At 61.8% G+C, this 12307-nt stretch carries 9 protein-coding genes; 2 read left to right on the top strand and 7 right to left on the bottom strand.

What is annotated here, in order from left to right; genetic code table 11:
* Positions 1-7: 7 nt before the first annotated feature.
* Positions 8-511, top strand: a complete 504-nt coding sequence (locus tag ACSQ17_RS15710) for a L,D-transpeptidase family protein (RefSeq protein WP_436069572.1) — start codon at positions 8-10, stop codon at positions 509-511.
* Between the two features lie 85 nt (positions 512-596).
* Here the strand turns inward: ACSQ17_RS15710 and ACSQ17_RS15705 are convergent, their stop codons facing one another.
* From ACSQ17_RS15705 to purL, 3 genes are all read right to left on the bottom strand, one after another.
* The gene (locus ACSQ17_RS15705; protein WP_436069571.1) at positions 597-914 is read right to left on the bottom strand and encodes an NGG1p interacting factor NIF3; all 318 of its coding nucleotides are present in this window, start codon (positions 912-914) and stop codon (positions 597-599) included.
* 148 nt (positions 915-1062) lie between these two features.
* On the bottom strand, positions 1063-1332 hold the full coding sequence (locus ACSQ17_RS15700; RefSeq protein ID WP_436069570.1) for a CDGSH iron-sulfur domain-containing protein: 270 nt from the start codon (positions 1330-1332) through the stop codon (positions 1063-1065).
* Between the two features lie 18 nt (positions 1333-1350).
* Positions 1351-5247 (bottom strand): phosphoribosylformylglycinamidine synthase, encoded by a 3897-nt coding sequence (purL, locus tag ACSQ17_RS15695; RefSeq protein WP_436069569.1) that lies wholly within the window; start codon positions 5245-5247, stop codon positions 1351-1353.
* A gap of 222 nt (positions 5248-5469) precedes the next feature.
* Between purL and mltF the strand changes: the two genes are divergently transcribed.
* Positions 5470-6930: a membrane-bound lytic murein transglycosylase MltF gene (gene mltF / locus ACSQ17_RS15690; RefSeq protein WP_436069568.1), complete on the top strand. Its 1461-nt coding sequence runs from the start codon at positions 5470-5472 to the stop codon at positions 6928-6930.
* 6 nt (positions 6931-6936) lie between these two features.
* On the opposite strand, the gene tadA is transcribed toward mltF, so the two are convergent.
* The 4 genes from tadA to guaB all read right to left on the bottom strand — a co-directional run bounded on the left by tadA (position 6937) and on the right by guaB (position 12199).
* Positions 6937-7419 carry a tRNA adenosine(34) deaminase TadA gene (gene tadA / locus ACSQ17_RS15685; RefSeq protein WP_436069567.1) on the bottom strand — a complete coding sequence of 161 codons (483 nt, stop codon included), beginning with the start codon at positions 7417-7419 and terminating at the stop codon, positions 6937-6939.
* 78 nt (positions 7420-7497) lie between these two features.
* Complete coding sequence (locus ACSQ17_RS15680) at positions 7498-8868, bottom strand: multicopper oxidase family protein (protein ID WP_436069566.1); 1371 nt, start codon at positions 8866-8868, stop codon at positions 7498-7500.
* Positions 8869-9038: 170 nt separating this feature from the next.
* Complete coding sequence (gene guaA, locus ACSQ17_RS15675) at positions 9039-10619, bottom strand: glutamine-hydrolyzing GMP synthase (RefSeq protein WP_436069565.1); 1581 nt, start codon at positions 10617-10619, stop codon at positions 9039-9041.
* A 110-nt stretch (positions 10620-10729) separates the two neighbouring features.
* On the bottom strand, positions 10730-12199 hold the full coding sequence (gene guaB / locus ACSQ17_RS15670) for an IMP dehydrogenase (RefSeq protein WP_436069564.1): 1470 nt from the start codon (positions 12197-12199) through the stop codon (positions 10730-10732).
* Positions 12200-12307: the final 108 nt, after the last annotated feature.

Below are 12307 nucleotides of genomic sequence, written 5' to 3'. Positions count from 1 at the left end.
AATTACGATGCGCTGGTTGTTCGCCCTACTCTGCCTGACCGTTTCTCTGACTGGCCACGCCAACACCACCCCAAGCCTCAACGGTAAAACCATCGACAAGGTGCTGGTGGTTAAATCCGAACGCAAGCTGCACCTGATCAGCCGTGGCGACACCCTCAAGTCCTACCGCATCTCATTGGGCAAGCAGCCGGATGGCGCCAAACAGCGCGAAGGCGACCTGCGCACCCCGGAGGGTTTCTACTGGATCGACTGGCGCAAGACCAGTGACAAGTACAACCTGTCCATGCACATTTCCTACCCCAACGCCCGCGACCAGGCGCAAGCCCGCGCCAAGGGCGTACCGGCCGGCGGCATGATCATGATCCACGGCACGCCGCTGGACGAGGAATACCCCGAATGGTTCTTCCACACCCTGGACTGGACCGAAGGCTGTATCGCCATGAAGAACATCGACATGCGTGAAGTCTGGTCACTGGTCAAAGACGGCACATTGATCGAAATCCGGCCCTGAACGGCAGGCACAAAAAAGGCACCTCAAGGTGCCTTTTTCATGTTCGGACGCAGAGCCCTGCGAACCAGCCGCAGCCGCTCAGCACTTAGAACTGGATGTCTGACAAGCGCCACACCTCGAAGGCAGGCGTCTCATAGGGATGCTGCTTCTTCATGGCCTTGACCGCATCGTGGATCAGCTCATCGGCCACCACCATCTCGACCTTCCACTCAGCCACTTGAGTCACCTGCCCCGGCTGCCCGATAAACGGTTGACTGCCTTCTAGGGCACGGAACTGCCCCTGCCCAAGCACCTGCCAACAGCACTGATCATACTGACCTATGCGGCCACCGCCCGCGCTGAATACGGCGGATTTCACCGCGTCCAGATGGGTTTCAGGCACATAAAAACACAGCTTGTACATCGAAGTCCCCGCCGGCAAAACTGATTAAAAACAGCTCGGTAATGATGCCACACAATAATGGCACTTTGCCTCACTCACGGTTCGCGAGGCCCATCACACTTGCATCCTATGACCGGCTTATTGGCCAAGCGTTCCATCCTGACGCACGCTACAGGCCACGCCAGAAGCGCCGCCAGCGGGCCTTCAAGCCCTGCACCGGCTGATTATGCCGGCCGTCACAATAGGGTAAGCGCTGTGATTGGCCACAACGGCACAGCAGCAGAAACTGCTCACGCTCAGGCTGCAGCTCAAGCGCATCAGGACAGGTAGAGGGACAATCGGGAAGCCGGGGCGAATGCCCGCAGCGGCACAGCAGTAAGGTATCGCCAGGTTTGACCTGGCGCACCTCAGGCAGAATCGGCGCAGGCTTACTCGACATAAGCCTGCACCAACCGGGTCAATCCACCCACACGCGGGCGTTACGGAACATGCGCATCCAGCCTGCATCTTCCTGCCAGTCATCCGGCTTCCAGGAGTTCTGCACGGCGCGGAATACCCGCTCCGGGTGCGGCATCATGATGGTCACACGGCCGTCACGGCTGGTCAGGCCAGTGATCCCACGCGGCGAACCGTTCGGGTTGGCCGGGTAGGTCTCGGTGACTTTGCCGTGGTTGTCGATAAAGCGCATGGCCACACAGCCGGACAGATCCGCCTCGAGCAGCGCTTCCTCGTTCTCGAACTCGGCATGACCTTCGCCGTGGGCGATGGCGATCGGCATACGCGAACCGGCCATGCCTTGCAGGAAGATCGATGCCGACTCCTGCACCTGCACCATCGCCACACGCGCTTCGAACTGCTCGGAGCGGTTGCGTACGAAATGCGGCCAGAACTCGGTACCAGGGATCAGTTCGTGCAGGTTGCTCATCATCTGGCAGCCGTTGCACACGCCAAGGGCAAAGCTGTCCTTACGCTCAAAGAACGCTTGGAAACCATCGCGCGCGCGGCTGTTGAACAGGATCGACTTGGCCCAACCTTCGCCGGCACCCAGCACGTCACCGTAGGAGAAACCGCCGCAGGCAACCAGGCCCTTGAACTCTTCCAGGCTGACGCGGCCACTGAGGATGTCGCTCATATGCACGTCGATTGCATTGAAACCCGCACGGTCGAAGGCTGCGGCCATTTCCACCTGACCGTTGACGCCCTGCTCACGCAGTACGGCAATCTGCGGACGCACACCCTTACGGATATACGGTGCGCTGATGTCCTGATTGACGTCGAAGCTGAGCTTGGCCGACAGCCCTGGGTTTTCCTCGTCGAGGATGGCATCGAACTCCTGCTCGGCGCACTGCACGTTGTCGCGCAGACGCTGAATCTGGTAGCTGGTTTGCGCCCACTGGCGCTGCAACAGGCGGCGCTGGCCGCCGAAGACCGGCTGACCGTTAAAGCTGATCGCCACGTCATCGCTGTTGACCGGCTGACCGATCACCGCCACGCAGTCGCCCAGACCAGCGGCGCTGAACTGCGCCAGCACTTCTGGGGTGGCGTCCTGATGCACCTGAATCACGGCGCCCAGCTCTTCGTTGAACAGCACGGCGGCCAGCTCAGCGCGGTCATCAGCCAAGGCATCAAGGAACAGGTTCAAGCCGCAATGGCCGGCAAAGGCCATTTCCAGTGCGGTCACCAGCAGACCACCGTCGGAACGGTCGTGGTAAGCAAGGATATGGCCGTCAGCATTCAGGCCCTGGATCACCGCGAAGAAGGCCTTGAGGTCTTCGGCGTCATCCACATCCGGTGCCTGGGTGCCAAGCTTGCCGTACACCTGGGTGAGGATCGAGGCACCCATGCGGTTCTGCCCACGCCCCAGATCGATCAGGATCAGGTCGGTTTCGCCCTTGTCCATGCGCAGTTGCGGAGTCAGGGTCTTGCGAATATCACTGACCGGCGCAAAACCGGTCACCACCAACGACAGCGGCGAAGTCACGCTCTTATCCGTGCCTTCATCGCGCCACTGGGTTTTCATCGACATCGAGTCCTTGCCCACCGGAATGGTGATGCCCAGCTCGGGGCACAGCTGCATGCCAACCGCTTTTACGGTGTCGTACAGGCGCGCGTCTTCGCCTGGGTGGCCAGCAGCGGCCATCCAGTTGGCGGACAGTTTGATGTCGGAGAGTTTTTCGATGCGCGAGGCCGCCAGGTTGGTCAGCGTCTCGCCAATCGCCATACGCCCGGAAGCGGCGGCATCCAGCAGCGCCAGCGGCGTGCGCTCGCCCATGGCCATCGACTCACCGGTGTACACATCGAAGCTGGTGGCGGTCACGGCGCAATCGGCCACGGGCACCTGCCACGGGCCAACCATCTGATCACGCGCGACCAGACCGGTAATAGTGCGGTCACCAATGGTGATCAGGAAGCTCTTGCTGGCTACGGCCGGGTGATGCAGCACGCGGGTTACCGCTTCATCGATATCCACATTGGCGGCAGCAAAATCGTCGCCCAACTCGGCTTCGCGGGTCACCGAACGGTGCATGCGCGGCGGTTTGCCGAGCAGCACTTCCAATGGCATGTCCACCGGGGTGTTGGCGAAGTGGCTGTCAGTTACGGTCAGGTGGGCTTCTTCGGTGGCTTCGCCGACGACCGCAAACGGGCAGCGCTCGCGCTCGCAAATGGCTTTGAACCGTTCGAAATCAACAGCGCTGACGGCCAGTACGTAACGCTCCTGGGACTCGTTGCTCCAGATCTCGTGCGGGGCCATGCCCGGCTCGTCATTCGGCACGTTACGCAGCTCGAAACGGCCGCCCCGGCCGCCGTCATTGACCAGCTCCGGGAAGGCGTTGGAAATACCACCGGCACCGACGTCGTGAATAAAGGCGATGGGGTTGGCGTCGCCCAGCTGCCAGCAACGGTCGATGACCTCCTGGCAGCGGCGTTCCATTTCCGGGTTCTCGCGCTGCACCGAGGCGAAATCCAGATCAGCCGAGCTGGCACCGGTGGCAACCGACGAAGCGGCGCCGCCGCCCAGGCCGATCAGCATGGCCGGGCCGCCGAGCACGATCAGCTTGGCGCCCACGGTGATCTCGGCTTTCTGTACGTGGTCTTCACGGATGTTGCCCATGCCGCCAGCGAGCATGATCGGCTTGTGGTAGCCGCGCACTTCGTCGCCGTGCGGGGTGCTGATCGACTGCTCGAAGGTACGGAAGTAGCCGGTCAGTGCCGGGCGACCGAATTCGTTGTTGAACGCGGCGCCGCCCAGCGGGCCTTCGATCATGATGTCCAGCGGAGTTACGATGCGCTCGGGCTTGCCATACGGCACTTCCCACGGCTGTTCGAAACCCGGGATGTTCAGGTTGGAAACGGTGAAGCCGGTCAGACCCGCTTTCGGCTTGGCGCCGCGACCGGTGGCGCCTTCGTCGCGAATCTCGCCACCGGAGCCAGTGGATGCACCGGAGAACGGAGAAATCGCCGTAGGGTGGTTGTGGGTTTCCACCTTCATCAGGATATGCACCGGCTCCTGCACCGCACCGTACTGGCGGGTTTCCGGATTCGGGAAGAAACGCCCAGCGGTGTGGCCGACGATCACCGACGCGTTGTCCTTGTAGGCGGACAGCACGTTCTCGCTGTGCATCTGGTAGGTGTTCTTGATCATGCCGAACAGCGACTTGTCCTGGCTTTCGCCGTCGATATCCCAGCTGGCATTGAAAATCTTGTGGCGGCAATGCTCGGAGTTGGCCTGGGCAAACATCATCAGTTCGATGTCGTGCGGGTTGCGCCCAAGGCCCTGGAAGGCATTCAGCAGATAGTCGATTTCATCTTCGGCCAGGGCCAGGCCCAGCTCGGCGTTGGCCTGTTCCAGTGCGGCGCGGCCGCCACCAAGAATATCGATCGCCGTCAGCGGTTTGGGCTGAGCGTGGCTGAACAGGGCCGCCGCGCCTTCGAGGTTGTCCAGCACCAACTGGGTCATGCGGTCATGCAGCAGATCAGCCACTTGCTGCGCCTCGGCCGCATTCAACTCACCACTGACGTAGTAGGCCAGGCCGCGTTCAATACGCTGAATCTTCGCCAGGCCGCAATTGCGGGCGATGTCGCTGGCCTTGCTCGACCAGGGCGAGATGGTGCCGAAGCGTGGAATGGTCAGGAACAGGCGGCCATTGGGCTCCTGCACCGGCACACTCGGACCGTACTTCAGCAAACGGGCCAATACCTGCTCTTCGTCGGCGTTAAGCACGCCGGACACTTCGGCGAAATGCGCGAACTCGGCATACAGGCCGGTGACCGCAGGAACCTTGCTGGTCAGTTGTTCAAGCAGTTTGCCGTGACGGAAAGCAGAAAGGGCGGGAGCGCCGCGCAGGATCAACATCGGGGACAGCCTCTGGGAAGGGGTGTACTTTGAGGCCGTGCATTCTAGCCTAAAGCGTCGCCGACAGCACCCGTGGCGGCCAGGCTCTATTAGCTGCTTCGGACAAGCCGCCCGCGCCCTGCAAATGGGCGCCTCCCGCAGGCTCGACGCCGCGCAGCGCTAACAGAGACGACCGTTGCTGTCGATATATGGCGCGCAGCAGGCTTTGCGTATACTGCGCCAATGTTTGCCCAATCTGCGTTCCGTGCGCGCTGCGCCTGCTGGCTGTCGGTGATCGGAATCCTCCTGCTGCTCGGCGGCTGTGCTGAAGAACCCAGCACACTCGAGCGCGTTCAGGCGGAGGGTGTACTGCGGGTGATCACCCGTAACAGCCCGGCCACCTATTTCCAGGACCGAAACGGCGAAACCGGCTTCGAATATGAGCTGGTGAAGCGCTTTGCCGATGACTTGGGCGTCGAACTGCAAATCGAAACCGCCGATAACCTCGACGAGCTGTTTGCCAGCCTGAACCAGCCCAACGGCCCGGTGCTCGCTGCGGCCGGCCTGGTGCAAAGCGACGGACGGCAAGCCCAGGCGCGCTTCTCCCTGCCCTATCTGGAGGTCACCCCGCAGGTGATCTACCGCAACGGCCAACAACGCCCAACCCGCCCGGACGACCTGCTCGGCAAACGCATTCTGGTGCTTAAAGGCAGCAGCCACGCTGAACAGCTGGCAGCGCTCAAACTGCAATTGCCCGAACTCAGTTACGAAGAATCCGCCGCGGTCGAGGTGGTCGACCTGTTGCGCATGGTCGATGAAGGACAGATCGACCTGACCCTGGTCGACTCCAACGAACTGGCAATGAACCAGGTGTACTTCTCCAACGTGCGCGTGGCCTTCGACCTCGGCGATGCACAAAATCTGGCCTGGGCCACCGCTCCCGGCGAAGACCGCAGCCTGCTCGACGAGATGAATGCCTTTATCGAGCGCGCGCAGAAGAACGGCAGCCTGCAACGCCTCAAAGACCGCTACTACGGCCACGTCGACGTACTCGGCTATGTTGGCGCCTACACCTTCGCCCAGCACCTGCAACAACGCCTGCCGCGCTACGAGAAATACTTCCGCGAGGCCGCCCAAGCCAATCAGGTGGACTGGCGCCTGCTGGCGGCCATGGGCTATCAGGAGTCACTCTGGCAACCCAGCGCCACCTCGAAGACCGGCGTACGCGGGCTGATGATGCTAACCCTGCGCACTGCCCAGGCCATGGGCGTGTCGGATCGCCTGAACCCCAAGCAGAGCATCGAAGGCGGGGCCAAATACATCGTGCACGTGAAAGAGCAACTGCCGGAGAGCATTCAAGAGCCCGACCGCACCTGGTTCGCCCTGGCCGCTTACAACATCGGCGGCGGTCATCTGGAAGATGCGCGCAAGCTCACCGAAGCCGAAGGCCTGGACCCGAACAAGTGGCTGGATGTGCAGAAGATCCTGCCGCGCCTGTCACAGAAGCAGTGGTACAGCAAAACCCGTTACGGCTATGCCCGTGGCGGCGAACCGGTGCACTTTGTGCGCAACATCCGCCGCTACTACGACATCCTCACCTGGGTAACCCAGCCGCAGCTGGAAGGCTCACAGTTGGCCGAGAGCAGCCAGCACCTGCCGGGCATCGACAAACGTCAGCCCAACGAGCAGACCCCGCCGTTATAAAACCCGCTAACGCTGCTCGCGCCGCGCCTTGAAAAAGGCACTCAGCACCGCACCACACTCCTCGGCCAGCACCCCGCCCTCGACCAGAACACGGTGGTTGAGAAATGCCTGGTTGAAGAACTCGCCACGACTGACAGCCATGCCCGCCTTAGGCTCGGTCGCGCCATACACCACGCGCTGTACACGGGCATGCACGATCAGCCCGGCGCACATGCTGCACGGCTCCAGGGTCACATACAGGGTGCTGCCCGGCAGGCGGTAGTTGTCCACGGTTTGGGCGGCGGCGCGAATCGCCACCATCTCGGCGTGGGCACTGGGATCATGGGTGGAGATCGGGCAGTTAAAGCCGCGCCCGACAACCTCGCCATCCTGCACCAGTACGGCGCCGACCGGCACCTCGCCCAGCGCGGCGCCCTCAGCGGCCAGGGCCAGGGCCTCGTACATAAAGTGCTGATCACGCGAACGGTCGATGATCTGTGGTTTTTTCATTGAGTCGATCCGTAGGGCAAAAAACTGCGCAGCGTTCTCCAGCAGCAGAACCGGTGGATGCCAAAAGCGGCATCCAGCCTACACCACCGCTATCGCGGCCATCAGGCCGGTTTCCATGTGGTCGATAACATGGCAGTGGAACATCCACACGCCAGGATTATCCGCCACCAGAGCGATACGCGCCGTTTCGTTTTTGCCCAGCAGATAGGTATCGGTGAAATACGGCACGATCTTGCGGCGGTCTGAACTCAACACCTTGAAGGTCATGCCGTGCAGATGGATCGGGTGCTGGTACTGCGCCATGTTGCGTAGCACGAAGATGTAGTGGCCATCCTTCTGCAACGTGGCGATGGGCCGATCGGCGCAGGTCTTGTCGTTGATATCCCAGGCCTGGCCGTTGATCTGCCAGTATTTGTAGCTGCCGCCACGCTCGACATCCCCCGAGAGCATCGCCGCCCACTCGAAGTTGAAGCGCAGGGTTTCAGCTCGCGCCAGATCCGGCTCCAGCACCGGGTTGGCCGGCAAGGCTGGTGGCCAGTCTCCGGCAGGCTCAGCACTGGCCACACTCTTCAGCGTCGCCAAGCGCAGCGGGCCGTTGCGCAGCGGCAGCTCCGCACCCTCAGCCGGCACCTTGAGCGCCAGATCGACACGCATCCCCGGCCCGATCCAGTACTCCTTGCCCAACGGGAGCGGCTCGACCGGGTTGCCGTCCAGCGCATAAATACGCGCATCGCCACCCGGCAGGTTGAGCCGATAGGTGATGGTGCTATCCACATTGATCAGACGCAGGCGCACCACCTGGCCGGCCGGTAGTTCCAGCGTCGGCGTCGGCACGCCATTGATGGTACTCAAGCGCCCCCGCGTGCCCTCGCGCGCCGCCTGACGCGGCACCAGAAACTCGGTAAAAGCCCCCGCCTCGTCGATATGCCAAGTCTTCAGGCTTAGCGTACGCTCGTGGCGAAAGCCGCTCGGCTCACGCTCCTCGATAATCAACGGGCCAACCAGACCGCGACCAAGCTGCTCGGTGCTGGCCGTATGCGGGTGGTACCAGTAGCTGCCGGCATCTGGGCAGATAAAGTTGTAATCGAAATACTCGCCAGGCTGGACCGGCAGCTGCGACAGATAAGGCACACCGTCCATCTCCAGCGGCAGGCGAATGCCATGCCAGTGGATGGTGGTGTCCACCTCCAGCTTGTTGATAAAGCGTACCCGCAGCCGCTCGCCCTGCCGGCAACGCAACTCCAGACCAGGGGCTTGACCGCCGTAGGCCCAGGCTGGCGTCACATGCCCCGGCACCAGCTCCATATCCAGCGGCGCGGCAATCAGTTCGTAATCGTGGGTCGCCACGTTTTCCGGGCGACCCAGCCAATAACGCACACCGCCAGTGCCAAGGCCGACGACACCGAGGCCAGCCAAACCGGCGAGTACTTGTCTGCGGGTAAAAGACATTGAGACTTCCGTAGCCGGATGCAATCCGGGGTCGCTATCAGTCCGGATGTTTCCGGACTACCAATTGCAATATCTTCTCATTTAAATAACGGGACTGACGACCCAGGGAAGCGGACAGAATGCCGCAGCACAAACAACAAGGGCAGCTTGCGCTGCCCTTGTTGGCTGAATCACTCCCACTCGATGGTGGCAGGCGGCTTGCTCGACACGTCGTAGGTGACGCGGGAGATGCCTTCGATTTCGTTGATGATACGGCCGCTGACGGTCTCCAGCAGCTCGTAGGGCAGATGTGCCCAGCGCGCGGTCATAAAGTCCACGGTTTCTACGGCGCGCAGGGCGACGACCCAGGCGTAGCGACGGCCGTCACCGACCACACCCACCGACTTCACCGGCTGGAACACCACGAACGCCTGGCTGGTCTTGTGGTACCAGTCAGCCTTGCGCAGTTCTTCGATAAAGATGTGGTCGGCGCGGCGCAGCAGATCGGCGTACTCCTTCTTCACTTCACCGAGGATGCGCACACCCAGGCCCGGACCCGGGAACGGGTGGCGGTAGACCATGTCGTAGGGCAGACCCAACTCCAGGCCGATCTTGCGCACTTCGTCCTTGAACAGTTCACGCAGCGGCTCGACCAGCTTGAGGTTCATTTCCTCCGGCAGACCGCCAACGTTGTGGTGGCTCTTGATCACGTGGGCCTTGCCGCTTTTCGCGCCAGCCGACTCGATCACGTCCGGGTAAATGGTGCCCTGCGCGAGGAACTGGATGTTATCCAGCTTGCTGGCCTCTGCATCGAACACGTCGATAAAGGTGCGGCCGATGATCTTGCGCTTCTTCTCCGGGTCGGACTCACCCGCAAGGTTGCCAAGGAACTGCTCTTCGGCATTGGCGCGGATCACCTTGACGCCCATGTTCTCGGCAAACATGGCCATAACCTGCTCGCCTTCGTGCAGGCGCAGCAGGCCGTTGTCGACGAATACGCAGGTCAGCTGATCACCAATGGCACGGTGCAGCAGGGCGGCAACCACCGAGGAGTCCACACCGCCGGACAGGCCGAGCAGCACGTTGGCGCTACCGACTTGGGCGCGCACATTGGCGATGGCGTCTTCAACGATGTTGGAGGCAGTCCACAGGGCTTCGCAACCGGCGATTTCCAGCACGAAGCGCGACAGAATGCGGCCACCCTGCTTGGTGTGGGTCACTTCCGGATGGAACTGCACGCCGTAGTAGGCACGCGCATCGTCGCTCATGGCGGCGATCGGGCAGCTCGGAGTGCTGGCGAGAATGCTGAAGCCTGTCGGCATGGCCGTGACCTTGTCACCGTGGCTCATCCACACGTCCAGGCCGAGTACGCCGTCATCGTCGACGTGATCTTCGATACCGGCCAGCAAACGGCCCTTGCCGACTACATCGACGCGGGCATAGCCGAACTCACGCACGTCAGAGCCCTGTACCTTGCCGCCCAATTGTTCGGCCATGGTCTGCATGCCGTAGCAGATACCCAGCACCGGCACACCGAGGTCGAACACGGCCTGCGGCGCACGCGGACTACCCGCTTCGTGCACCGACTCCGGGCCACCGGCGAGGATGATGCCGCGCGGGGCGAATGCACGGATGTCATCGTCGCTCATGTCGAACGGGTGCAGTTCGCAGTACACACCGATCTCGCGCACACGGCGGGCGATCAGCTGGGTGTACTGGGAGCCGAAATCCAGAATCAGGATGCGGTGAGCGTGGATGTCTTGATGAGCCATGGCCGTCTCTCGTAGCGGAATTCACAAATGACACGGGGCTGCGCGTGTTAGTGACCGGCAGCCCCGTGCAAGTACTTTCAATGCAAGCTGTCCCAGCCTTGCAAACCTAATCAACCCACTCGGTAGTTGGGGGCTTCTTTGGTGATCTGCACGTCATGAACGTGGGACTCGGCCATACCAGCACCGGTGATGCGCACAAACTCCGGTTTGCTGCGCATCTCTTCGATGGTCGCGCAACCGGTGTAGCCCATGGAGGCACGCAGGCCACCCATCAACTGGTGAACGATAGCGCCCATCGCGCCCTTGTACGGCACACGACCTTCGATGCCTTCAGGTACCAATTTCTCGGCACCGGCGGACGAATCCTGGAAGTAACGGTCCGAGGAGCCCTGCGCCTGCGCCATCGCGCCCAGCGAGCCCATGCCGCGGTAAGCCTTGTAGGAACGACCCTGGAACAGCTCGACTTCGCCCGGCGCTTCTTCAGTACCGGCGAGCATGGAGCCGATCATCACGGCCGATGCGCCGGCAACGATGGCTTTGGACAGGTCTCCGGAGAAGCGAATACCGCCATCGGCGATCAGCGGGATGCCCGTGCCAGCCAGTGCAGCGGCGACGTTGGCCACGGCAGAAATTTGCGGTACACCGACGCCAGCAACGATGCGCGTGGTGCAGATCGAGCCTGGGCCGATACCGACCTTGACCGCATCAGCACCGGCTTCGGCCAGCGCCTTGGCTGCTGCGCCGGTGGCAATGTTGCCGCCGATCACCTGCACGTCCGGGAAGTTCTGTTTGACCCAGCGCACGCGGTCAATCACGCCTTTGGAGTGGCCGTGGGCGGTGTCGACGATGATCACGTCAACGCCGGCATGCACCAGCGCGGCAACACGGTCTTCGGTATCGGCACCGGTGCCGACTGCTGCACCGACGCGCAGACGACCCTGGTCGTCCTTGCTGGCCAGCGGATAGGCCTTGGCTTTCTCGATGTCGTTGACGGTCATCATGCCCTTAAGGCGGAACTGGTCATCGACGATCAGTACGCGCTCGATGCGGTGCTTGTGCAGCAGCTTGCGCACCACCTGGGTGTCTTCGCCTTCCTTGACCGTGACCAGACGCTCTTTCGGCGTCATCACGTCGCGCACCTTGGCGCTCATGTTGGTCTCGAAACGCACGTCACGGCTGGTGACGATGCCGACCAGATCACCGTGGTGCAGCACGGGCACACCGGAGATGTTGTTTTGACGAGTCAGATCGAACAGGTCGCCCACAGTGGCGTCGGCCTCGATGGTGATCGGATCTTTCACCACACCGGACTCATAACGCTTGACCTTGCGCACTTCGGCAGCCTGCTGCTCGGGCGTCATATTCTTGTGGATGATGCCGATGCCGCCTTCCTGAGCCATGGCAATCGCCAGACGGGCTTCAGTCACGGTATCCATGGCAGCAGAGAGCAATGGAATATTCAGTTCGATGCCACGGGTCAGGCGCGTTTTGAGGCTGACATCCTTCGGCAGAACTTCGGAATAACCTGGAATAAGTAGAACGTCGTCGAAGGTAAGAGCTTCTTGACTGATACGCAGCATGGCGGGGGCTCCCGGACGGGAAAATTGGAAGCGCGCCATTATACTCAGACGCCCCCCTGCACTCAACGCAAAGTATCGACTGGCTGACTGGAACCTTGGCCAGCCGAC

The organism is Pseudomonas sp. LjRoot71, assembly GCF_964253255.1.
In the GTDB taxonomy this organism is placed as follows: Bacteria; Pseudomonadota; Gammaproteobacteria; order Pseudomonadales; family Pseudomonadaceae; genus Aquipseudomonas.
The sequence above is the reverse complement of the archived record's forward strand: the minus strand, read 5'-3'. Positions and strand labels throughout refer to the sequence as shown.

What these genes read in the sequence shown, in the direction of transcription:
- ACSQ17_RS15710 (WP_436069572.1), top strand. Translation starts at nt 8, where the DNA reads ATGCGCTGGTTGTTCGCCCTACTCTGCCTGACCGTTTCTCTGACTGGC.
- ACSQ17_RS15705 (WP_436069571.1), bottom strand. Translation starts at nt 914, where the DNA reads ATGTACAAGCTGTGTTTTTATGTGCCTGAAACCCATCTGGACGCGGTG.
- ACSQ17_RS15700 (WP_436069570.1), bottom strand. Translation starts at nt 1,332, where the DNA reads ATGTCGAGTAAGCCTGCGCCGATTCTGCCTGAGGTGCGCCAGGTCAAA.
- purL (WP_436069569.1), bottom strand. Translation starts at nt 5,247, where the DNA reads ATGTTGATCCTGCGCGGCGCTCCCGCCCTTTCTGCTTTCCGTCACGGC.
- mltF (WP_436069568.1), top strand. Translation starts at nt 5,470, where the DNA reads ATGTTTGCCCAATCTGCGTTCCGTGCGCGCTGCGCCTGCTGGCTGTCG.
- tadA (WP_436069567.1), bottom strand. Translation starts at nt 7,419, where the DNA reads ATGAAAAAACCACAGATCATCGACCGTTCGCGTGATCAGCACTTTATG.
- ACSQ17_RS15680 (WP_436069566.1), bottom strand. Translation starts at nt 8,868, where the DNA reads ATGTCTTTTACCCGCAGACAAGTACTCGCCGGTTTGGCTGGCCTCGGT.
- guaA (WP_436069565.1), bottom strand. Translation starts at nt 10,619, where the DNA reads ATGGCTCATCAAGACATCCACGCTCACCGCATCCTGATTCTGGATTTC.
- guaB (WP_436069564.1), bottom strand. Translation starts at nt 12,199, where the DNA reads ATGCTGCGTATCAGTCAAGAAGCTCTTACCTTCGACGACGTTCTACTT.